The 21,057-nt window shown below is 51.2% G+C and carries 21 protein-coding genes; 5 read left to right on the top strand and 16 right to left on the bottom strand.

What is annotated here, in order from left to right; genetic code table 11:
• Window positions 1-36: 36 nt before the first annotated feature.
• From HJG54_RS07765 to HJG54_RS07735, 7 genes are all read right to left on the bottom strand, one after another.
• Window positions 37-1,179: a nucleotidyltransferase family protein gene (locus HJG54_RS07765; RefSeq protein ID WP_316434301.1), complete on the bottom strand. Its 1,143-nt coding sequence runs from the start codon at window positions 1,177-1,179 to the stop codon at window positions 37-39.
• 132 nt (window positions 1,180-1,311) lie between these two features.
• Window positions 1,312-3,201 (bottom strand): ABC transporter ATP-binding protein, encoded by a 1,890-nt coding sequence (locus HJG54_RS07760; RefSeq protein ID WP_316434300.1) that lies wholly within the window; start codon window positions 3,199-3,201, stop codon window positions 1,312-1,314.
• Between the two features lie 12 nt (window positions 3,202-3,213).
• A complete protein-coding gene (locus tag HJG54_RS07755) occupies window positions 3,214-4,119 on the bottom strand; it encodes a hypothetical protein (RefSeq protein WP_316434299.1) in 906 nt (301 codons plus the stop codon).
• Window positions 4,120-4,339: 220 nt separating this feature from the next.
• Complete coding sequence (locus HJG54_RS07750) at window positions 4,340-4,489, bottom strand: lasso peptide (RefSeq protein ID WP_316434297.1); 150 nt, start codon at window positions 4,487-4,489, stop codon at window positions 4,340-4,342.
• Between the two features lie 85 nt (window positions 4,490-4,574).
• Window positions 4,575-6,506, bottom strand: coding sequence for a lasso peptide isopeptide bond-forming cyclase (locus tag HJG54_RS07745; RefSeq protein ID WP_316434296.1), 1,932 nt, complete (start codon window positions 6,504-6,506; stop codon window positions 4,575-4,577).
• Entirely contained in the window at window positions 6,503-6,940 is a 438-nt protein-coding gene (locus tag HJG54_RS07740; protein WP_316434295.1) for a lasso peptide biosynthesis B2 protein, read from the bottom strand. Before HJG54_RS07740 ends, HJG54_RS07745 begins: the two co-directional genes overlap by 4 nt.
• Window positions 6,924-7,235 (bottom strand): PqqD family peptide modification chaperone, encoded by a 312-nt coding sequence (locus tag HJG54_RS07735; protein ID WP_316434294.1) that lies wholly within the window; start codon window positions 7,233-7,235, stop codon window positions 6,924-6,926. Before HJG54_RS07735 ends, HJG54_RS07740 begins: the two co-directional genes overlap by 17 nt.
• A 1,061-nt stretch (window positions 7,236-8,296) precedes the next feature.
• Here HJG54_RS07735 and HJG54_RS07730 point away from each other — a divergent pair.
• The gene (locus HJG54_RS07730; protein WP_316434293.1) at window positions 8,297-11,107 is read left to right on the top strand and encodes a DUF3536 domain-containing protein; all 2,811 of its coding nucleotides are present in this window, start codon (window positions 8,297-8,299) and stop codon (window positions 11,105-11,107) included.
• Window positions 11,108-11,662: 555 nt separating this feature from the next.
• Here HJG54_RS07730 and argF read toward each other — a convergent pair.
• Window positions 11,663-12,598 carry an ornithine carbamoyltransferase gene (argF, locus tag HJG54_RS07725; protein ID WP_316434292.1) on the bottom strand — a complete coding sequence of 312 codons (936 nt, stop codon included), beginning with the start codon at window positions 12,596-12,598 and terminating at the stop codon, window positions 11,663-11,665.
• A gap of 129 nt (window positions 12,599-12,727) precedes the next feature.
• On the opposite strand from argF, the gene HJG54_RS07720 reads away from it, so the two are divergent.
• The 3 genes from HJG54_RS07720 (at window position 12,728) to HJG54_RS07710 (ending at window position 13,780) form a co-directional block, all read left to right on the top strand.
• Window positions 12,728-12,856, top strand: coding sequence for a hypothetical protein (locus HJG54_RS07720; protein ID WP_316434290.1), 129 nt, complete (start codon window positions 12,728-12,730; stop codon window positions 12,854-12,856).
• Window positions 12,857-12,944: 88 nt separating this feature from the next.
• A complete protein-coding gene (locus tag HJG54_RS07715) occupies window positions 12,945-13,169 on the top strand; it encodes a Uma2 family endonuclease (protein ID WP_316434289.1) in 225 nt (74 codons plus the stop codon).
• Window positions 13,170-13,204: 35 nt separating this feature from the next.
• Window positions 13,205-13,780 carry a Uma2 family endonuclease gene (locus tag HJG54_RS07710; RefSeq protein ID WP_316434287.1) on the top strand — a complete coding sequence of 192 codons (576 nt, stop codon included), beginning with the start codon at window positions 13,205-13,207 and terminating at the stop codon, window positions 13,778-13,780.
• A 33-nt stretch (window positions 13,781-13,813) separates the two neighbouring features.
• Here the strand turns inward: HJG54_RS07710 and HJG54_RS07705 are convergent, their stop codons facing one another.
• The 3 genes from HJG54_RS07705 to HJG54_RS07695 form a co-directional block, all read right to left on the bottom strand.
• Window positions 13,814-14,434 (bottom strand): hypothetical protein, encoded by a 621-nt coding sequence (locus HJG54_RS07705; protein WP_316434286.1) that lies wholly within the window; start codon window positions 14,432-14,434, stop codon window positions 13,814-13,816.
• 90 nt (window positions 14,435-14,524) lie between these two features.
• Window positions 14,525-15,646: an aldo/keto reductase gene (locus HJG54_RS07700; protein WP_316434285.1), complete on the bottom strand. Its 1,122-nt coding sequence runs from the start codon at window positions 15,644-15,646 to the stop codon at window positions 14,525-14,527.
• A 20-nt stretch (window positions 15,647-15,666) separates the two neighbouring features.
• On the bottom strand, window positions 15,667-16,173 hold the full coding sequence (locus HJG54_RS07695; RefSeq protein WP_036000145.1) for a bifunctional nuclease family protein: 507 nt from the start codon (window positions 16,171-16,173) through the stop codon (window positions 15,667-15,669).
• Window positions 16,174-16,639: 466 nt separating this feature from the next.
• Here HJG54_RS07695 and HJG54_RS07690 point away from each other — a divergent pair, with 466 nt between their 5' ends.
• Window positions 16,640-17,614 carry a M23 family metallopeptidase gene (locus HJG54_RS07690; protein WP_316434284.1) on the top strand — a complete coding sequence of 325 codons (975 nt, stop codon included), beginning with the start codon at window positions 16,640-16,642 and terminating at the stop codon, window positions 17,612-17,614.
• Window positions 17,615-17,672: 58 nt separating this feature from the next.
• Here HJG54_RS07690 and leuD read toward each other — a convergent pair whose 3' ends face one another.
• Genes leuD through leuC form a run of 5 tightly spaced genes read right to left on the bottom strand, consistent with a single transcriptional unit; the run spans window position 17,673 to window position 20,908 of the window.
• On the bottom strand, window positions 17,673-18,287 hold the full coding sequence (gene leuD / locus HJG54_RS07685; protein WP_316434283.1) for a 3-isopropylmalate dehydratase small subunit: 615 nt from the start codon (window positions 18,285-18,287) through the stop codon (window positions 17,673-17,675).
• Window positions 18,288-18,307: 20 nt separating this feature from the next.
• Window positions 18,308-18,877 carry an exonuclease gene (locus tag HJG54_RS07680; RefSeq protein ID WP_316434282.1) on the bottom strand — a complete coding sequence of 190 codons (570 nt, stop codon included), beginning with the start codon at window positions 18,875-18,877 and terminating at the stop codon, window positions 18,308-18,310.
• Window positions 18,878-18,898: 21 nt separating this feature from the next.
• Complete coding sequence (locus HJG54_RS07675; protein WP_316434281.1) at window positions 18,899-19,306, bottom strand: type II toxin-antitoxin system death-on-curing family toxin; 408 nt, start codon at window positions 19,304-19,306, stop codon at window positions 18,899-18,901.
• On the bottom strand, window positions 19,293-19,508 hold the full coding sequence (locus HJG54_RS07670; RefSeq protein WP_316434280.1) for a hypothetical protein: 216 nt from the start codon (window positions 19,506-19,508) through the stop codon (window positions 19,293-19,295). Before HJG54_RS07670 ends, HJG54_RS07675 begins: the two co-directional genes overlap by 14 nt.
• Window positions 19,505-20,908 carry a 3-isopropylmalate dehydratase large subunit gene (gene leuC / locus HJG54_RS07665; RefSeq protein WP_316434278.1) on the bottom strand — a complete coding sequence of 468 codons (1,404 nt, stop codon included), beginning with the start codon at window positions 20,906-20,908 and terminating at the stop codon, window positions 19,505-19,507. Before leuC ends, HJG54_RS07670 begins: the two co-directional genes overlap by 4 nt.
• Window positions 20,909-21,057: the final 149 nt, after the last annotated feature.

Genomic DNA, 21,057 nt, shown 5'->3' with positions numbered 1-21,057 from the left:
GCTCCTTTTTGGTGATGAGCGGTGATGAATGCCCTATCACCGGAGCAGCGTTGTTCCATACTTTCTCAGCACCCGGAATGGGCGAATCAGGTAATAGAGCGAGGAAAGGGCAGGGGGCAATGGCACGAAAGCTTGATCCTCAGCAGTCGGTTTAATCCAACCTGAATGCTCCATCAACCCCCACCAGCTCCAAAACTGATCCTGGAACCGCTCCCGCGTGCGGATGTGGAACAAGCTCCGCTCCACTTCACCAATTCGCCCAGTGGCAGGACTGAACAGCGTTTGCTTAACACTCCTAGCCAAACAACCCATTGTCCGATCGCGAGCGATCCACTCTGCTGCTGGTTGCGGTAGGCTTACCTGCAAAAGGTCGTGAGCCAGCAATAGCCCTAGGCTGATGAGTCGGCGCATTCCCCACTGTTCGGTCTGCTGCTGCAACAACTGCCAGTTCAGCGGCTTGGTTCGCACCAGTTCCGCTACATCGCAAATGCGGTTCAAATGGTGCCAGCCTTCCTTGGTGCCATGCAGGCACAGCATCAAGAGATCCATTTCGGGAGTGAGCATCTTCACAGGCTTTCCACCAATCAAGCCAGGTTCCAGATGCAGCCACACCTCTCGATTTTGCAGTGGATAGGAGAGGTGTTTGGGAGCCAGGGTTGAGTGTAAATCGATGTTATACAGTTCGTTTTCTCGAATCAGATGGGTTTCCCAAGGCACCTCAATCCGGAGGTTATAGCCTTGCGCCATCAACAGTTCGATTGCTTGAGAGCGATGCGACTTATCCACCAGCAGATCCAGATCGGTGATCTGGCGCAGCGAAAGGTTTTTGTAAACGGTTAGGGCAAGAATTGGACCTTTAAACGGCAAAACCGGAATTTGCTCAGCTTCAAATAGGCTGAGGAGCCGCAGCAGTTCCTGGGTCAGCAGCAGGTTTTGCTGGGCATTGATGTGGAACAGGCGCTGCAGTCGTTGGAGAATCGCAGGGGGAACCGCATCTGGGCAGGCAGACTTAACACTCCAATACAGCAAGGGTGCCACGCCATGCTGCACTGCTATTTGCAGCAGCAAATCCCAATCAATGCCAGCTTGGAGGAGGGCGGGAATCTGAGCTGCTGTGGTTGCGTCCATTTGCACACGAGCACAGCACAGCAAAAGCTTGATTTCAGAGTATTCTTCCATGGTCATCAACGTTTGGCTTTTTCTACCTCATTGGGCATCAGAACGGCACGGGTCACCACTACTCCTCTGCAGCTTCTGGCGTTGATGAATCTGTTAAACCTGAGTCTAGTGTCATTTTTACTATATTGAGAGTTAATTTCGGATGGGAGCCGGAGGACAAGCTTCCATTTGTGCTTTCCAGGATTGGGCATACAGTCCTCCCTGCTGTAGTAGCTCCTGATGATTGCCCGATTCCACAATCTGCCCTTGCCGCATCACATGGATCACGTCTGCCCGCATGGCCAAGGTGAAGCGATGGGTAATCACGAGAGCGGTGCGCCCATTCGCCAATTGCCGAAATCGGTCTAGCCAGTCGGCTTCTGCCCAAGGATCCATTGCGCTTGTTGGCTCATCCAGAATGATGAGGGGGGCACGGCGGAAAAAGGCGCGTGCCAGCGCCAGCCGTTGCCATTCACCGCCGCTCAGATCCACTCCGCCCGGAAACCACTTGCCCATAAGGGTGTCATAGCCTTGGGGTAAGTATCCGATGCGTTCGTGAATGCCAGCACTGCGAGCGGCTGCTTCAATCGCGGCGGCGGTGGCAGGAACGGTTTGATCGCCCAGGGCAATATTTTCTGCTGCGGTAACAAAGTAGGGAATTGGGAACTGAAATAGAACCGTAATCAACCGCTGTAGTTCAGCCTGCGGAAAGGTTCTGATGTCGGTACCGTCTAGTTCAATCGCACCCGCTTCAGGGTCATAGAAGCGACAGAGCAGCTTCACGAGCGTGCTTTTGCCGGCGCCGTTGTCACCCACAATTGCAACGACTTTACCAACCGGTAGGGTGAGGTTGAACTGGTCTAACACCGGGCGATCGCTGCCCGGATAGCGAAAGCGCACATTCCGAAACCGGACGCTCTGCTGAATTTGGATTGGCGAAAGCTCGACTGGAGGTGGGTCTGCAGGAAGCAAGTTCGTTTGAGACTCTAGCTTGAGAAACTCAAACAGATTGCTGAGAAAGAGGCTGTTGTTGTAGATCTGCCCCAGATGGCTGAGTACCGAGCGCATTAACCCTTGCCCTTTGTTGAATGCTTGATAAAACAGCGCCAGATCACCTAAGGTTAAAGCCCCTAGCAGAACCTGCCGCCCCATCCACAGCAGTGCTCCGCCTGAGAGGACTAGGGCAAGTGTCGCAGCCCCGATCCGTCCTAGGCTTTGTTGCTTGGCTAATTGCATCCGCTCCCGTCGCAGCCGCCGTCGCAACCGCTGATAGGCAGATTCAAAGTAAGGTCCCAGATTGAATACCCGAATTTCTGCCGCTGGAGCATTGTTGGTCAGCAGCAGTTCATAGTATTGCAGGCGACGGCGATCGGTTGTGGTTTGCTCCCACCAGCGGTGATAGCGGCGGTTGAGGCGGAGCATGACATAGAAAGCGGGCGATGTGCTGATCAGCAGCAACCCAGGCAACCAGATGCCGTAGGGTAGCAGAATCGCCACCATTGCCACTAGAGTAATGCTGTTTTGCAGCAAACTCCCGACATTTTCGATCAACGACAGGGATTGTCCACTGGCATCGCTGGTGGCGCGACTGAGGCGGTCGTAGTAGTCAGAGGATTCATAAAAGGCGAAGTCTACGGTATAGGATTTCTCGTGCACTAGCCCGCTAATGTGATCCTGGACCAGTTCTGCTTGCCCCGTGCGGACCCAGTCCATCAGATTCTGCAACACCTCGGTTAACAGCAGGGTGGCCGCCATCAGCAGGATGGGGAGGAGCGCCGGCTGCACTGCTTGCCAGGAAATGCCTGCCCCGACTACGGCAACTAAACCGTCCACCAGCATTCGGGTCAGATAGACAGTCGCGGCTGGTAGTAACCCTTGCAGCAGCAGCAAGATCACCCAAGCCAGCGTCCAATAACGGGCAGCTTGCCAAATCAGCTGAAAGGTTGCCGGCAGGTAAGAGAGCCGGTCCAGTTTGCTGACAAATTTAGAGGAAATATTAGAGAGAATATTAGATGAAATAGATGAGCGGCGTTTTCTGGGCATGGATCTTCGATGTTAAACAGCAACCCGCTGGGCATAACCAGCACCATCGGCTTCAACTAGCTGCACAATCTCCGGCAATGCTAGCAGCGAGCGATGCCGCTTCAGACGTGCAATGGGGATAGCGTTGATCAATTGAGCGCATTGCTGAAAGTGGCTCGAATTAGAGAAAGCGCTGCCCAAAAACGGCACGGCGTAGGAATGAAAAATCAGCTCCTTAAATGCGATTTGAGCCGCAATTGGTTCGATTTCAGGCGCAGCACCAACGCCCAGAATGTACAGACGAGCGAGTTGCTGAGGCTCGGTCGAGAATCCCTGCTCGAATCGCCGCGCGTATTTCTCAAGCTCCGAACGAATTCTCGGCAGGGCAGCAGGGTCGTCTCCTAGAGAAGTTACGGCATCTGCCCACAATTTCACCTGGGGCGAGCCAGGAAAAACGATAGGGTGATTGCTGTCATCAAACCCGATCGCCAGCACATCATCGGCAACTAGATGATATCCCTGCTTGCACAGTGCTGCCACCATGGTGGATTTGCCCCAGCCACTCTCCCCTAGAAAAGCAAGGGCACTCCCCGCCTTAGCTACCACACTGCCGTGCAGCACCAATAAGCCCCGCTGATGCAGTAAGGTTCCCAGGGCTGACCCCAACAGAAACAGGCGCAGGACATCGGAATTGACTTCGGGAATGGCATCTACAATAATTTCCCGTCCTTTCCGGACTAGAAAAGTGCCGATGTCATGCCAATGGAAGATGGCTTCGGTCTTTGACGCCCAAATACATTGTTCCGATCGAACCGCATTGGCAGGATGTTGCACAGGTCCGGGTTGAATCGCAACATCTGCCTCTCCTCCATGTACTGTTAGTTCCGGCAAAGGAAGATAGGACGCAATATTCAAACCGTAAGCGGTATAGGAAAACATGCTTTTATGGTATTAGGTTTTATGGTATTAGGAATGTTGAAAAGCCTCTAAAGAAACCCTGTTGAACCAAAATGTTAGAGTGATTCAACAGGGAAATTTATGACGTTCCAACTGATAACTTAGTTGGAAAACTATTAGAAAATTGAGCAAATTGAAACAGAGAAATTGTTAATAAACTAGAGGAATTACTCAGATTACTAACAATACTCAAAAATTTACATCATCGGCTACCTGTTTTAGGAGGTCTGCCGATTGGATCAGAGAGACCGTAAACAAAAAGGTCTACAAGTCCCGATCCTTCACCCTGAGTAATTTTTTCAACATCACCATGAACAGTGAGTTCAGGCTTAGCATAGCGTTTCTTTTGCATGGTAGTACCTCAGAATTATGTGCTGAATTGACCAATTTAATGAACGGGTTGTCATTAACCTATTTGTTGTGTTATCACCTCCTCATCATGATAAAAATACTGCTTCATGAACTAAGCCAGCAGAACTTTTGACATATCTTAGCCAATGAGCCAGGGTTATCACTAGAAGGAGTTGATGAATTTTACCGGGCTGGTAATGTTCACCTTGAGCTAGAAATTGCTGGCTGATTTTTCGCAGCGTGGATATGTCGATATACGCTTCCAGTTCCGCCGGATAGTTTTGCATGAACTCTTCAAATTTGCTTTGTTCTGTTAATATTCTTCGAATCAAATTGACGCCGAGGTCGCCTTTGTCATGCCGCCATTGAATCGCCTTTGGCAAGCAGTTTTCCATTGCTCGGCGGGCAATCACCCGGCTCCAACCGCGATGCAATTTCTGGTTCGCTGGAACGGCTAAACAAAATTCCACTAAGCGGCGATCGGTAAACGGCAATCGCGCTTCAATGGCATAAGCGGAAACTCCTTTGTTGAACATTTCCATAGACAGCGGTACAAAACCACTGTTGAGTTCTTGGTGGTGGTTTTCACGCTCAGTTCGCCATTCGCCAGCAGCAAATTCTTGAACTCTCTCTTTCAGTCCAACTTGCCGAGTAAATTCAGGATTTAGCAGTGGATCTGGTTTCCAAACAGGCTCCTGGTATCCCCGCAATTGTCGCCAGCGTTGTCGTAGAGCAGGAGGAATATTAGATTTAACGCCGTCATTCCAAATAAAGCGCCGTATAGGTGCCCAAGGTGAGCGGTTGCGTTGCTTCGCCAATGCTCGGATTTCAGTAGCTAGTGTAAGCCATTGTCCTGTACGAGCCAGTTCATTCAGATAAGCGTATCCGTGCGAGATAACATTGTCTCCCATCAATCCATCAAGCAAGACGCGAACTCCCTGCTGTTGAGCAATGCGCCAAGTTTCGAGATTGATTAAAGAATTTGGTGCATCAAACGGTTCATCTTGCCAAGGTAAAGTGAGTGTAATGCTGTCAAGAAAACTGAGCTGATCGCCATGAATATAGTGAGATTCAAAGTTCCCTTGCTCCAACACAGTCTGAATGTAGAACCGTTCATCACTTTCAGGAACCGTATCAAAGATGGCCGAAAAAGTTTTGAGAGAATCCCCTCTAGTTACATCCCACAGAGAGTGAGCAGTACAGACAATAGATGAGGAATCCAAGCCGCCGCTCAGCATCGAGCCAATTGGAAAGGCACTGCGCAATCGACAGCGCACGGCTTCGGTAAAGATTTCTCGATAGGCGGCAGCGTACTCTTCATCTGAGGACAAACGCAATTCTCGATGCGGATCGAGTCGCCAATAGGCACGAAGCGACAATTGCTCAGCCGTAACCCGCAGACTGTGAGCCGGCACACAACGATAGATATGTTGATAAAACGTGCTGGCTTTGTCCTCGTAACGTTGCAGGAGGTAATCGGCTATCCTGACTTCGTTGATCTGGCACGGCATGCCCGGTAGACTTAGCAACGCCTTAATTTCAGAGGCGAAGGCAAACAGTTTGCCCGGCTGATGGTAGTAGTAGAGCGGCTTCACCCCAAAATGGTCCCGAGCGCAAAAAAGCTGCTGGTTTCGACCATCCCAAATCACAAAGGCAAAGTCGCCCAGCAGTTTCTCGGGGCACTGCTCTCCCCATTTCTCGTAAGCGGCCAGGATCAGATCGCTGTCCGTTACCTTATCTACTGGATAGTTTGCAAAACCCAATGCCGGAATCAGTTCCTCTCGGTTGTCAATTCGAGCATCTGCAGTAAGGGTAAGATTTCCTTTCACTAGCGGTAACTTCTCTAGCAACGATTCGGGCGTGGTCCACAGCATCCGATGCCCCAACCCGACTGACCCGCCACACCAAATCTCTGCTCCGTCTGGTCCTCGATGGGACAGAACATCCGTCATTCGCGCTAGATCACTATGCTGGACAGACTGTCCGTCTAGACAGTAAATTCCTGCGATTCCGCTCATGGGTCTAACTCCAGGGCTGGCAGAGGTGTAAAGGTTTGCAGATTGGGTATTCCACCGATGACAATTCGCCCCTGATATTCAACCCAGGCATGGGCAGCTAACTTGCCAAAACAATCTTTTGCCACTCCAATCCGAAGCTCAGAGGTATAGCCATAGCGAGACAGCAGCCCCTGAGTAGTTAATGCCTGCGCTAGGCACTTTGCCTTATTGGCTATGCGAGAACAAACGGCATTCACCGCCCAAACGATGTGCTCTGGAGAAACCCGGTGCATTAATTGATCTGATCGAACCACGCCCCTTGCAAGCAACCGACGCAGTTGTTGAAATGGCACAAATACAAGTCCCAATCGGATCAGATTCAGTAAAACTAGCGTCTCAAACAGCAGCCACCGCTCGGCAGAACTGAGCTGGAGAACTTTATTCAACGTCTGCATGAGTGATTTCAATTAGTTCAGCAGCTTGTAAATCGTGCAGGATGGCGATCAAATCTTGCATACATTGCTCGGAATCAACATCATATTCCGCCAGAAGAGATGTATGAATAGACTGAAGTGTTCGCGGTTGTTGAATTAGGTTCCAAATAGTGGTACCAACTTCATTCAGTCCAAAATAGACGCCAGATTTTAAGTTGAGAATCACTGTTTCACCCACTAAATCAGAAGAAACCTGATCTTTGGTGGCTGAAATCAATCCTGCTAAGTTATTCAATGGTGCGCTAACTTGAGACATGGAAACTCACGACCTCATTATGTTTCTATAAAGAGCATTATTTATATAAACCCAATACAGACGCCGTAGCGATCGAACTCGCTGTAGACTAAAACACTGAGTTGTAGCTCAGCATAAAAAACAGTTGTTTGAGTTCTTGTTTGAGAAATTAAATCAAGGAATTCTTCACGGCTTCTTCACAAGAAGAAGTAGAGAACAGCCAATCCGGATCAAAATGCGGATTTTAGGCTATGGCGTCTATAGAAATTTGGCTATGTGTAAATCAATTGTGTCTAAGTAGGTGGGCGCAATTATTGAGAAGACGCATTTCGACTCCGCTCAATGCGCAACGTTTCGGGAAGCAGAGGGTTGAGCGGAGTCGAGACCCGGCATTGTGGAGCGAAGATTAATTTAGCCTACCTACTTATAGAAAGATTCAATTCATTCGGTCTGTGGTACTCACTGTTGATCCCCAAAGACTGAGATCAAAACGCTGATAGCCGAGGCATGATCCTTTCAAAGGCTCGGATAAGCGAATCAAGATTGCTTATTGCAAAAAATAAAGTTTCGATACTTCTTGTTGTAAATCGTTAATCCGCAAGCAGAAGGGGTCGTTTAGTTTAAGATCAATGAGGACTATAAGCAAAGCATCAGGCTGGAAAAGGCAACATGCGTTTTAGCCAGCTTTGGGAATGATGAACTTGTCACTCTCCATAAGAAACATCAAGAAACATCAGTCAACATTTTCTGGCTCTCACCCATCTAATTTTCAGAACCAGTTAGAAGAACCAGCTAGAAAATCTATTGACCAGATTTGGAAGATTTGCCAAAGTTTTACAACATTAAAAGCGCTCTTTAGATGCTGCGTAGAATCAATCGGCTCAAGGGCTACATCCTTTTATGCAGTTTCCCCGGTTCTTCTCTATGGGTTGTAATATACTGTATCGATTGCTGTATCAATTTTGCTTAAATATTGATTTGTGATCAATTCCTGAATTGTCATTCTTGCCTTGCAGGCTTAATACCTTCTGCCTGCCATTGCTCTGCCTATCATTTCCATTTTTGCATTTGGACAAACATTCATGACTTCTCACCACAACTCAGAGTTTGCAAATATCCTTGCTCCCCTACCTCAAGGCGTGGATGCTGTAGCTACCCATGATCCCCAAGTAGAACCCCAAGTAGAAATTGTTGACTCTGTTTCTTCAGCATTGAAATCTCAAGTCTGGAATGAGCAGACAAATGAGCAGACAGCAGCCACTGGCGTCTATGTCACGGTTCACGGACACTTCTACCAACCACCCCGCGAAAACCCCTATCTCAACGCGATCGAACGCCAGCCCAGCGCCGCTCCCTTTCATGATTGGAATGAACGGATTCACCACGAATGCTACCGTCCCAATGCCTTTGCGCGAGTGCTGAACGACCGAGAAGAGCTGCTGGGGATCGTCAACAACTTCGAGTATCTCAGCTTCAACATCGGCCCCACCCTGATGAGCTGGCTAGAACGCTACGACATTGAAACCTATCAGCGCATCCTGGAAGCCGACCGCAAAAGCTGCGAACGCCTCAACGGTCATGGCAACGCCATCGCGCAGGTCTACAACCACATGATCATGCCGCTGGCCAACGAGCGCGACAAATACACCCAGATTCGCTGGGGCAAAGCCGATTTCAAATCCCGATTTGGCCGCGATCCCGAAGGCATTTGGCTAGCCGAAACCGCCGTTGATTATGCCACCCTGGAAGCCCTAGTCGCTGAAGGCATCAAGTTCATCATTCTGGCACCGTCCCAAGCCCAGCGCTGTCGTCCCCTGCCCACCGCAGACCACCCCGATCCCCACTGGACTGAAGTCGGCGGCAGCCAAATTGATCCGATTCGCCCCTACCGTTGCTACTTGAAAAAAAATGTTGAATTCACCCTTTCGGAACAAAGCTCTACAGCATTGAGTTCTCAGTTAAAAGATCACATTACTGCTCATTCAACTCAAAACTTAAAACTTAAAACTCAAAACTCTTCTGATCGCCCTTACATCGACATTTTCTTCTACGATGGTCCGATTTCCCGGGATATGGGCTTCAGCGATGTGCTGAGTAACTCCAGTCACTTTATCGGGCGAATTGCCCAAGCGGTACGAGGGGATCAGCCCGCCCAACTGATTGCGGTCGCCACCGATGGCGAAACCTTCGGGCATCACAAGGGCGGCACCGAAAAGGCGCTGGCCTATGCTTTTACCGAGGAATTTCCGCGTCGCGGCTGGACCGTCACCAACTTTGCCCATTATCTGAGTCTGAATCCGCCCGCCTGGGAAGTAGAACTAAAACCCGTCACGGCTTGGAGTTGCTCCCACGGCGTTGATCGCTGGCAGGAGGATTGCGGCTGTGGTGGGGGCGGCAGTTGGCATCAGCAGTGGCGCAGACCGTTGCGCGATAGCTTGGATTGGCTGCGGGATCAGTTGAGCAAAGTGTATGAGGAGCACGGCAAAAAGCTGTTCCTGGATCCCTGGAAGGCTCGGGATCATTATATTCAGGTGATCCTGGATCGCAGTCCGACTTGCACCAATCGTTTTCTGACTCAGCACCAATCCCACAAACTCAGCGCTGCCGAACGAGTCGATGCCCTGCGGCTGCTGGAAATGCAGCGCCATGCCCTCTTGATGTACACAAGCTGCGGTTGGTTTTTCGATGAAATTTCCCGTCCGGAAGGCACCCAGATTTTGCGCTACGCGGCCCGTGCCCTAGAGTTAGCCGGCGATGTGGCAGGCGTCCAGCTAGAGAAAGCGTTTATCAAACGGCTGGGGGCGGCTCCTAGCAATGTGGATCTGTTTCAGAATGGCGCAGAGGTCTATCGCCAGTTGGTGATCCCGGCCCAAATCAGCCTAGAGCAGGTGGCGGCCCACTACGCCATGACTTCCCTGTTTACCGCCTATGCGCCTGAGCAGCGGGTGTACTGCTATGCCGTGCAGCAGCTTGATTATCAGCTTCAGCGCTTAGGCACCCTTACTCTAGCCGTTGGCCAGATCCAGCTCACTTCAGAGATGACCCGCGAACGTAAGATATTGGTGTTTGCGGTGCTGCATTTGGGCGGCTGGGATTTCCACTGCTGTATCCAGCCCTTCAGCGGACGCCGCGCCTATAGCCAGATGAAAGAAGTCTTGTTTGACACCCTGAAGCAGGCGAGTGCGGCTCAGATGATTTTGGCGATGACCCGCTATCTGGGCCATCAATCCTACAGTCTGCGCGACCTATTTGCCGAAGAGCGGCACAAAATCATGCGCCTACTCAGCCGGGAAACCCTGACTCGTCTCGATCAGCTCTACACCCAGGTCTACCGCGACAACTACGGCATCATTGCCGCCTTCCACCGAGATGGGCTGGATGTGCCTCAGGAGTTGCAGGTCGCTGCAGAGATTGCCATCAGCCACCGCGCGATCGTTACCTTACAGGCTTTGGATCGGGAAACCAGCGATTTTCCGCCCACCAATCCCCAACTTTGTCTCAGCCATTTAGCCGAACTGGAGGCAATCGCCGCAGAAGCAGATCACATGCGCTGCCAGCTCAAGCCACTCCAGATCAAACAAACCTTGGAACGGTTGATTCTACGGGCGCTCTGGCATCTGCTGCACAACTTCAATCCCAGCACTGCCGAAGCCGATCTCCAATGGATCGACCGCTTGCTGGAGCTGAGCAACCGCTTCCATCTGCATCTCTCGGTGGACCGAGCGCAGGAAATCTATCTGCAAGGCTTGCACCGTCGCGTCTTGCCCCAACTCCGGCTCTGGCAGCAGAACTCAAACCAAAAGCCCGATTGGAGTTTGGATCAGATTCGCCAGTTCCTGCAGTTAGGGCAGCGGCTAGCGATTGATGTGTGGGGATGGCTGGATCAGTTTTGAGTTTTGAGTTTTGAGTTTTGAGTTGGTGTGAAGGGGTGGAACAAGTTTTGAGAAGACAGTTCCCTATCAAGCTTTGCGAGCTGCTGTAGAAAAGGTAGAAAATACTGAGGCATCTAACTGCTGCCCAAGTTCGCTTGAGTCAATTTGACTTATACCAGTTTTGAGGTTTGGTGGCGTAGCCTGTGCGCGTTCGGTGAGCCTTCGGTGTGAGCACTAAGCCTTCGACACAGCTCAGGTCAAGCCTTCGACACAGCTCAGGTCAAAGCCTATGGGGCCAGAAAAATCAGTCGAACGATCAGCGGAACCAGAGCACGTAGTCTTGAGTTACGGACCCTGCACAATCTAGCCTGTTGAGCTTGGTGATCTGTAGCCCAATCAAAGGTAAATGGGATTAGCCATCAACTGCTTGATAATCCTCAAAACTTAGAACTCAAAACATCTACTTTGGTGTTGGCCGCAATGCCGGTACCCATATCGCAACTCAAAACTCAACACTTAAACCTCAAAACTCAAAACTCAAAACTTAAACCTCAAAACTCAAAACTCAAAACTCTATTAAAGCCGTTCTGCTCCCAACACGCTTGCTAGCAGAGCTTTTTGAGCATGCATTCGGTTCTCAGCTTCGTCCCAGACACGGGAATGGGAGCCTTCGATTACGGCATCGGTGATTTCTTCGCCTCGGTGGGCGGGCAGACAGTGCAGCACAATCGCCTTGGGATCGGCCAAACTCAGCAGGCTGTCGTTTACTTGATAGGGTTGGAATAGGGGCACGCGGCTGGCGGCTTCGCTTTCCTGCCCCATGCTGGCCCAAACATCGGTATACAATACCTGCGCTGCTTTGGCGGCAGCCTCTGGATCACGGGTGATCAGCACTTCGGATTTGCCACCTGCAATCGACTTGGCCTTCTCCACAATCGCCGCATCGGGCTGAAAGTTTTCTGGACAGGCAATGTGGACATTCATCCCCGTGAGCGCACAGCCGAGCAGCAGCGAGTTCGCCATATTGTTGCCGTCGCCCAGGTAGGTGAGGGTGAGGCCAGCTAGCTGGCCAAATTCTTCCTGCACGGTTTGCAGATCGGCCAACACCTGACAAGGGTGCTCCAAATCGGTGAGGGCATTGATCACCGGAATTTTGGCGTAGTTGGCGAAGGTTTCTAGCTCGGCTTGCTCAAAGGTGCGAATGGCTAACACATCCAGATAGCGGTCGAGCACACGCGCTGTATCAACTGTCGGCTCTCCGCGCCCAACCTGGGTGACGCTGGCATTCAGATCCAGCACCTGCCCACCCAAATGAAACATCGCTACCGAAAAGCTGACGCGAGTGCGAGTAGAGGCTTTGCTAAACAGCAGCCCCAGCACTTTGTTTTGGCAGCGGAGATTGACCTTTCCGGCTTTCAAATCGGCGGCCAGTTCCAACAGCTCATGAATTTCTGCGGCACTCAGATCCGCCATGCTGAGCAGGTCTCGACCTTTTAATGACGCTACGCTCATCCTGGATTACGGGTATAAAACAACAGTGTCCTAAAACCCTACCAGATCTTGATCCACAGCGCAGTTCTCAGGTAGCAATTTGCGAAAATTTCTCTAACGTTACTTTTAGCAGTCGGATTAGAGTGCGGCATGAGTCCTCGAAAAGCAGATCAAAAAATTAGAGTTACCGTGTCTCAGGAGGTCTACAGCCTGTTGAAGCGGATTGCAGGCGTCAAGGAAACGGCAATGAACAAAGTTGTAGGAACGGCAATCGATTGATTTTTAGAAGATGATGATACCAGGGAACTAATCCAGCGCCACAATCTGGAAGATTAGAACAGCTAGAAAGGCCATGCTGAGAGGCAATATGACTCAAGCGCCAAACAACGCTTTAAAGACCTTAAAAATGTCCTTGGGCGTGCTGGAATACTGGCTAATCGATCCAGAGCAGCAGATGATTACCCTGTTAGAACTCCAGAACGGTAGCTATCGTGAAGTCGGCACCTTTCGAGGTCAGGACCGCATTACTTCACCCAATTTTCCTGACCTGACGCTGACGGCCCAGCAGGTGTTAACGCCGGAGAACTACTGATGCATCCCTTCCCTATAGACCAGGAAAAGCTGATCATGCTCCAGACTAAACCCCGCTTTCAAAGCTTTGAGGAATACCTCGCCTACGACGATGGTACCGATTATCTGTATGAGCTGTTCAATGGAGAGTTGATTGAAGTGCCACCCGAAGCCGGATTTAATGTTGAAATTGCCAATTTTTTGTTTACTGTATTTTTGCCGTTTGTCGGCTACCGGCGGATAAGAGGGCATGGGCTAGAGCTAGAAGTACGGGGAGAACCGAAAAATCGTTATCCTGACCTGACAATTATTCAAGAAGAGCATATCCAGCAGTTGGCACGCCGCAACACGATTCGCTTGTCGATGGCTCCGCCGCTTTTGGTTGTGGAAGTCGTCAGCCCCGGTGAATTGCAGTACGAGCGGGACTACATCGCCAAACGAGCACAATATCAAGACCGAGGCATTCCCGAATACTGGCTGATCGATCCGCAGCAGCATGCGGTCACAGTTCTAGAACTGCAAAACGGCACCTATAGCGAAGTTGGAACTTTCCGAGATAGCGATGCCATTGTTTCTCCTAGCTTCCCAGAGCTGACGCTAACAGCGACCCAAGTGCTGAATGCCGGACAATAAGCGCCCTACTCCAGCAGAAAATACTGCTGCCCATTATGGCGCTTTCTGTCGCACCCAATGCAGCCAAGCCGGATAGCCAAACGAATCACGCGCCTTCAGAACCGGCAGCCCGATCTCGTGATGCACCTGCTGAACGGTGTTGGTCAGTATCTGATCCAGCATTTCCGGCGGACCAAAGGCTTCAAAACAAAGGCTATGCCAGTCCTGATTCCACACCTGCAATTCGGATAGCTCTAGCGTGCAGCCCTGTTGCATCAACTCTTCGGAATCTTCGGAATCTACCCGTTGAATCGCACCATCTGGGGTGAAGGCATAATGCTGGCACCATCTTTTTTTAGCGACCGGCATCCAGGATTCACCCAACTCAGCCATTGCGCCATCTGCTGTTTGCTCAATCGGAAAGTGCCACTTCAGCCACTGCTCTACCCGTCCTCGCACTCGCTTTGCCAGCTTGGATTTACCCTGATTTGCCAACCGCTGCTTGATCTCTAACCCGCCTTCCCGCAGCTTAATGCCTAACCCGCGATCGGGTGAATAGAGATACCAATCGGTTCGGGTTTCGGGCTTATCGGCCCCTGCTTCGGGAAACCAGCGGTAGAATTCTTCAGGTAACCTGCCCCGGAAAAACCACCGGACTTCTAGGGTTGGATGCATCAGCGCCTACCTGCTTGTAGTCTCTTTGTTTTTGATCTAAGCGGACAGAGACCATTTAGAAATCCATTAGCAGATAGAAAACTGCCGCAGTCACTGCCACAGTCTGCGCCTAGGTTCCCCATTCAAACGCGCATGGGCGTCGCGCAGCAGGTCAGGAATCGCCAGGTTTTCCGGACAGCGGGGCAAACAGTCGCCACAGTCGGTGCAGCGGTTGGCTTTGGTTCCGGGAAACCAGTGGCCCGCATTCTCGAACATGCGATAGCGGTACTGGCTGAAGTCAATCATTTCGTAAGCTACAGCCAAATTGCGTAGCCGCAGAACTTCGGGAATATTGATATCTTCAGGACAAGGTAAACATTGATAGCACTGGCTGCATCGCTCGGTGGCAAGCGTTTGTTCCAGATGGGTTTGCAACCGTTCCAGAGTGGCTGTTTCTGTTTGGGTCAACGCACCGTCCTGACCCGCTACCGACAGATTCAACTCACTCGAATGGGCGGCCCCGACACTCAAAGTGGTGATGCGCGGATCGCTGAGTAAGAAGCGGTAGGTGAGCTCTAGGGGTGAGAACGGTTGACACAGATCGATCAATCTCTGCGGAGGGCGATACAGCATCCCACCTTTATCGGCTGGCGAGATAATAAAAACTCCCATATCTTTCGCTGCCGCTGCCGCCACCGCCGCCTGATTTCGCTGGTTAAAGAAGTAATAGTGCAGGTTGACAAATTCGAACTGGTCGGTAGCAATCGCTCGCAAAATAATTTCTAGAGGCGCGTGCGTCGAAAAGCCGACATGCTTGACTCGCCCATCAGCCACCGCCTGTCTAACGGCCTGCATACAGCCTTGTTCATCTTCAATCCAAGCCAAATGCTCCCAGGTATTAATCCCATGAATCGCCAAGCAATCAATCTGGTCAACTCCCAATCGGTCCAGTGAGCGATCAATCGCACGAGCCATCGAAGCAGCATCGGGCGTGGGCGTAATTTTGGTTGTGAGGTGGATCTGCTGGCGCGACACAGGTAAATCCGCTAGGGCAGTTCCCAAATAGATTTCGCTGTTTCCATAGGCTTGGGCTGTTTCTAGATGGTTAATCCCCAGCTCAACCGCTCGCCGAATCGTCTGTACTGCCGTTTCCTCCGATGCTAGACAGCGCATCGTGCCCAAGGAAAACACCGACAGGTGGAGATTGGTTTGACCAAAGCGACGGTAGCGCATGGAGATTGGCGTCTGGCCTGCTAGCTCTCGTCCCGCTTGCTGAAGCGGCCACCTTGTTTGAAATCCTCTGGGCGTAGGTTCGAGAGGAAATCCCGAAAGGCTTTGCGTTCGGCTTCATCGGCATCGCGATCTACCGGCATCGAGGCATCGGCCACCACTTCTTCCATCACCCAAATTGGGCTTCTGGTGCGCAGGGCAATTGCAATTGCATCGCTGGGGCGGGAGTCAATTTCCTTTCTCACTTCGCCTTGGCGAATCATCAAAATGGCGTAGAAGGTGTTGTCTTGTAGGGAGTGAATTACAACGCGCTCTAGCACCATATCCCATTCTTCCATCAGGTTTACCATCAGGTCGTGGGTGAGGGGACGGGGAGGAGTTTGGTTTTCTAATGCGCTGATGATTGCTCTGGCTTGATCTTGTCCGATGTAAATCGGCAACTGACGACGCTCGGAGGCATCTCTCAGGAGCACAATCGGATGGCGGGACACCGCATCCAAGGCAATTCCAGCGACTCTCATTTCAATCATGGTTTAGCCCTAGAATCCGTGAAAGGGGGTAGTTCAGTCGAACCGGCTGCTCGACAATGACAATATCGACAGATTGGGATTTACCGATATAGGGTAACATTTGTGGCCTTGGAGCCAACTAAACGCACCTTATATTTTCAACATCGATTTATTAAGGAGGTCAGAAAAAAGTAAAGGTTTTTTACTGACCACGAAAGTATAATGCAGACCTATAAGCTCCGATTTGAGTCGAGATAACCAGTCGTGATCCGGCTGATCTCCAGTATGCCCTGAATCTGCCCTTAGCTTCAAAAACTGTACCAGTAAAACTTTGGGGTATCGCTTTGTTTCGCGGTCTCAGTAAATGCATCTTAGTGGAACTAGTAGGCGGTTCCCATCCAGTAGAGGCTTCGCTACGATCGATACTGAATTTCATACCATGTTGTATTGGTTCTGTCAGGAGACAGGATCGAGGAGTTCGGCCAGTATGCTTGCTGCAATTATCTTGCTACAGTTGCTGCTGCCGCTTTTGCTGATTGGCTGGATTGCCATCGTGCCACCTCAGAGTTTACTTGGTTTTTGGATGCAAGCTATTGCAACAGCGCTTGGGTTATTGGCCCTAGCTCGAACCGGGCTTTGGATTTTTCCACCCTGGTGGACGCCTTATCTTTACGGTCTACTGTTTGTGGCTGCCCTGATTGTCGGACTTCGCCGTTACAAGTCGCGCCGCCTCGTGCCGTCTGCTTGGTTAGCTTGGATTGCCATTATTGGTTTCGTGGCCTTTGGAATTTATGCTGCGAACGAAGCAGCACAAAGCTTAGCGGGTCGGTTTCAACCGGAAGAAACTGCTGTCGAGCTTGCCTTTCCTCTGCTCAACGGTAACTATCTGATCGTTAACGGCGGCAGCGATATCCGGCTCAATGCCCACTTGAAGCTACTCAATCCAACCATTCCCCGCTTCCGTGCCTATCGAGGCAATAGTTACGGGCTGGATATTGTCAAAATTGATCGCTTTGGTCTGCGAGCACAGGGGATCGTACCCCGCGATCCAGGTGCATATCATATCTACGGTGAACCAGTCGTAGCACCTTGCTCAGGCAAACTTGTGACCGTGATTGATGGGCTGCCAGATATGTCGGTTCCTGAGGTTGACCGCTCTAATCTCGCTGGAAATCATTTGATTCTGCGCTGTGACAATTTAAAGACTAGCAATGGTGGTACCGGTAATGTGGATGTGGTGTTAGCCCATTTCCGTCCCAACAGTCTTACAGTGCAGAGCGGTGCACAGGTTAAGGTTGGTGATCGGTTGGGTGAAGTTGGTAATTCTGGGGTGAGCAATGAGCCACATTTGCATATCCATGCCCAGCAACCCGGATCAGCAACAGCTCCTATGTCTGGTAATCCGCTGCCAATCCGCTTTGATGGACGCTTCCTGATCCGAAACGATCGAGTCTCTTACTGATAGGGCTGATACTGATAGGGCTGATAGGGTCCACTGTATGACGCACTGTATGACGCACCTAACTTGCCCGTCCCCAGCCCAAATAAGGCAGTTTGCTGGCTGTGGTGCGAATTTGTTCGGCTTGGGCCACGAGTTGTCCACAGGCATCCCAAGTGCCGCTGAGAAACATGTTGCGGGAACCTTCTCCCATCGAAACGGGAATGGTCGAATCGCCGAACTGCACCTGCATTGCTTGTAGATCTAGGGTGATAGGAGTTTGGGGATTAGCCGCGATCCAGTCCTGGAGGGTTTGAACATCGGCTGGAGCTGCCGTGACGCAGGGGATGCCCATCGCCACACAGTTACCAAAAAAGATTTCGGCAAAACTCTCGCCTACCAGCGATTTGATGCCCCATTTGGCAATCGCTTGAGGGGCATGTTCCCGCGAGGAGCCGCAGCCAAAGTTGCGGTTGACGACCAAAATCTCGGCTCCCTGATACTGAGGCTGATCAAACGGATGCTGACCATTCGCCTGCGCCCGATCGTCGGCAAATACTTGCGCCCCCAGTCCATCGAACGTGACACAGCGCAAAAAACGAGCCGGAATGATCCGGTCAGTATCGATATCATTACCCACCAGCGGTACAGCCCGCCCAGAAACCAATTGAATTTGACTCGTGGATTGACTTTGCATAATTCACCTCAACTCGAAATTTAATTAGTTTGAACTCTTGTGTTTTCGGCCAGCATGTTGCAAAACAGCGCCCCATGTTCTTTGGCATCGTCGAGCGCTACATGGGTATGGGGTAGACCGGGATCGAACCAGTGATCTGGCATCTGCGACTTGCTGCTCTCCTGATAGGGCGTCTTCAGCATTGCCATCGCATAGGTTTTGATGTCCAATCCCGATTGGGCAAACGGGCTTTCGCCGGTAAACCGAATCAGGTACCACTGGATAAACATGAAATCAAACGTGGCTGGATAGGCCAGAAATACCGGCTGTCCGGGTAAGGCTTTCAGCCATTTTGAATAGTTTTGCATCGCTATTTCTGGCGGTTGCAAATCCTGACGACAGGCGGCCCAAGCTTCCGGTTGGGTTTGCCACCAAGCCATGGTTTTGGGATGGGTGATGGCATCTGGCACCGTTTCTAGATTGGCGGAAAAGGTGTCTACCAGCGTTTTGTCCGGCAGATAGGCAGCAGACCCGAAGCTGAGCATAGAATAAACGCCCGGAATGGGTCCATCGGCCTCAATATCGGTGCTGACAAAAATCTCAGTTGTCATACTGTTGTTCCCAACTCCCCTTTATGGCTCATCATCAGTCACCCGAACAAGCCCAGACTGCAAGCGCTGACTCAGGGCCGTTTTGTCCAAGCGTCCTTCAACCACCTGAATCACCAGCTCATAGGCTTGCTGATCTGAGAGATTGAGCGAGTAGCCATTCAGCCGCAGAAACGTATCCATCACCGCAAAGGCAGTGCGCTTGTTGCCATCAACAAACGGATGATTCATTGCCAGGTGAAACAGATAAGCTGCCGCCTGTTCAGCAATCGTGGGATGGAGAAGCTGACCACCAAAGCTGGCCTGAGGTTGCGCTAATGCTGACTCCAGTAGCCCTTCATCCCGCACTCCTGCTGTGCCACCAAATTGCTGAATCTGTCTAGCGTGAATTTTCAAAACCGAATCTCGACTGAGGAATTCAGGAGTCTGCAAGGCGCTGATAAACCTCCCTTCGCTCCCGTTCAGATGCTAAATAAGCTTGCCAGATTCTTGACTCTAAGTCTGCTTCTGCATGCTGATCGACTGGTTGCAATGTGCGAGCAAACTCCAGTACCTTGGCTAACAATGGCTTTGGCAATTGCTCTAACTCTTGCAAGATCTGCTCTTTTGTCATTTCGGCTGTATCAGTCTTCATAGCAACTCCCGCACATCGGTGACTGCCCCTTGAATTGCCGCAGCGGCTACCATAGCCGGACTCATTAGCAACGTGCGTCCCGACGCCGAGCCTTGCCGACCTTTAAAGTTACGATTTGAAGAGGAAGCGCTGATCTGGCGTCCTTGCAGCTTGTCGGGATTCATTGCTAAACACATCGAGCAGCCCGCTTCCCGCCACTCAAAGCCCGCCGCCTCAAAAACTCGATCCAGCCCTTCGGCTTCGGCTTGTTGCTTAACTCGCTCTGATCCGGGTACCACAAAGGCTTTCACCCCTTCTGCCACATGGCGGCCTTTGGCAATTTTGGCAGCTTCGCGCAGGTCGCTAATCCGTCCGTTTGTACAGCTACCAATAAAGCAGACATCGATCTTGGTGCCTTGGATCGGGGTACCAGGAGCCAGATCCATATAGCGATAGGCTTCTTCGGCGATTTCCCGATCGCTTTCGGCGAGGCTGTCCGGCGTCGGAATTGGTTCGTTGACTGCAATGCCCTGTCCCGGCGTGATGCCCCAAGTCACCGTTGGCGCGATCTCCGAGGCGTCGAATACCACTACATCGTCATATTCGGCATCGGCATCGCTGCGAATGCTAGTCCACCACTCCACGGCCTTATCCCAATCGGCTCCTTTGGGAGCAAAATCTCGACCCTTGAGGTAGTCAAACGTCACCTGATCCGGATTCACATAGCCGCAGCGAGCACCGCCCTCGATCGACATATTGCAGACGGTCATCCGCTCTTCCATGCTCATCTGCTCGAAGGTAGTGCCAGCATACTCGTAGGCATAGCCTACCCCGCCGGTGACGCCCAGTTTACGGATAATGTGCAGAATCACGTCTTTGGCATAAACCCCTGAAGGCAGCGTGCCATTCACTTCGATTTTGCGGACTTTCAGCTTCGAGAGGGCTAGAGTTTGGGAGGCGAGCACATCCCGCACTTGGCTAGTACCAATCCCAAACGCAATCGCGCCAAAGGCTCCGTGGGTGGAGGTGTGGCTGTCACCGCAGGCAATCGTCATGCCCGGTTGGGTCAGTCCTTGCTCTGGGGCAATCACATGCACAACGCCCTGATTGCCAGACCCAATCCCGTAGAAAGTAATGCCGGTTTCTTTCGTGTTGCGCTCAATTGCCTGCATCATTTCTTCGGCCATTTCGTCTTTGAACGGACGAGCCTGATTGTCAGTCGGCACAATATGATCCACCGTCGCCACGGTGCGTTCGGGGAACATTACTTGCAGCCCCCGCTCGCGCAGCATAGCAAAGGCTTGAGGGCTGGTGACTTCGTGAATCAGGTGTAGACCAATAAACAGCTGCGTTTGCCCCGAAGGAAGGGTGCCAACCGTATGTAAGTCCCAGACTTTGTCAAATAAAGTGCCTTTGCTCATAGCTGTAATTAGGTGTCGTGTTCTCAGTGTTCTCAGAATCGAAATATATCGAACGGCAGTTGAAGCCCAATCTTTGATTTTAGCGAATCAGGTTTGTGCATCATTGATTCCCGTATGGAATCGCAAAGTTTATTGCCGGTGTCAGTATT

It is taken from the genome of Leptolyngbya sp. NK1-12 (assembly GCF_032598965.1).
Classification (GTDB): Bacteria; Cyanobacteriota; Cyanobacteriia; order Elainellales; family Elainellaceae; genus Elainella.
The sequence above is the reverse complement of the archived record's forward strand: the minus strand, read 5'-3'. Positions and strand labels throughout refer to the sequence as shown.

Excerpts from the sequence above, each read along its gene's own strand:
- HJG54_RS07765 (WP_316434301.1), bottom strand. The coding sequence starts at position 1,179 with ATGGAAGAATACTCTGAAATCAAGCTTTTGCTGTGCTGTGCTCGTGTG.
- HJG54_RS07760 (WP_316434300.1), bottom strand. The coding sequence starts at position 3,201 with ATGCCCAGAAAACGCCGCTCATCTATTTCATCTAATATTCTCTCTAAT.
- HJG54_RS07755 (WP_316434299.1), bottom strand. The coding sequence starts at position 4,119 with ATGTTTTCCTATACCGCTTACGGTTTGAATATTGCGTCCTATCTTCCT.
- HJG54_RS07750 (WP_316434297.1), bottom strand. The coding sequence starts at position 4,489 with ATGCAAAAGAAACGCTATGCTAAGCCTGAACTCACTGTTCATGGTGAT.
- HJG54_RS07745 (WP_316434296.1), bottom strand. The coding sequence starts at position 6,506 with ATGAGCGGAATCGCAGGAATTTACTGTCTAGACGGACAGTCTGTCCAG.
- HJG54_RS07740 (WP_316434295.1), bottom strand. The coding sequence starts at position 6,940 with ATGCAGACGTTGAATAAAGTTCTCCAGCTCAGTTCTGCCGAGCGGTGG.
- HJG54_RS07735 (WP_316434294.1), bottom strand. The coding sequence starts at position 7,235 with ATGTCTCAAGTTAGCGCACCATTGAATAACTTAGCAGGATTGATTTCA.
- HJG54_RS07730 (WP_316434293.1), top strand. The coding sequence starts at position 8,297 with ATGACTTCTCACCACAACTCAGAGTTTGCAAATATCCTTGCTCCCCTA.
- argF (WP_316434292.1), bottom strand. The coding sequence starts at position 12,598 with ATGAGCGTAGCGTCATTAAAAGGTCGAGACCTGCTCAGCATGGCGGAT.
- HJG54_RS07720 (WP_316434290.1), top strand. The coding sequence starts at position 12,728 with ATGAGTCCTCGAAAAGCAGATCAAAAAATTAGAGTTACCGTGTCTCAG.
- HJG54_RS07715 (WP_316434289.1), top strand. The coding sequence starts at position 12,945 with ATGACTCAAGCGCCAAACAACGCTTTAAAGACCTTAAAAATGTCCTTG.
- HJG54_RS07710 (WP_316434287.1), top strand. The coding sequence starts at position 13,205 with ATGCTCCAGACTAAACCCCGCTTTCAAAGCTTTGAGGAATACCTCGCC.
- HJG54_RS07705 (WP_316434286.1), bottom strand. The coding sequence starts at position 14,434 with ATGCATCCAACCCTAGAAGTCCGGTGGTTTTTCCGGGGCAGGTTACCT.
- HJG54_RS07700 (WP_316434285.1), bottom strand. The coding sequence starts at position 15,646 with ATGCGCTACCGTCGCTTTGGTCAAACCAATCTCCACCTGTCGGTGTTT.
- HJG54_RS07695 (WP_036000145.1), bottom strand. The coding sequence starts at position 16,173 with ATGATTGAAATGAGAGTCGCTGGAATTGCCTTGGATGCGGTGTCCCGC.
- HJG54_RS07690 (WP_316434284.1), top strand. The coding sequence starts at position 16,640 with ATGCTTGCTGCAATTATCTTGCTACAGTTGCTGCTGCCGCTTTTGCTG.
- leuD (WP_316434283.1), bottom strand. The coding sequence starts at position 18,287 with ATGCAAAGTCAATCCACGAGTCAAATTCAATTGGTTTCTGGGCGGGCT.
- HJG54_RS07680 (WP_316434282.1), bottom strand. The coding sequence starts at position 18,877 with ATGACAACTGAGATTTTTGTCAGCACCGATATTGAGGCCGATGGACCC.
- HJG54_RS07670 (WP_316434280.1), bottom strand. The coding sequence starts at position 19,508 with ATGAAGACTGATACAGCCGAAATGACAAAAGAGCAGATCTTGCAAGAG.
- leuC (WP_316434278.1), bottom strand. The coding sequence starts at position 20,908 with ATGAGCAAAGGCACTTTATTTGACAAAGTCTGGGACTTACATACGGTT.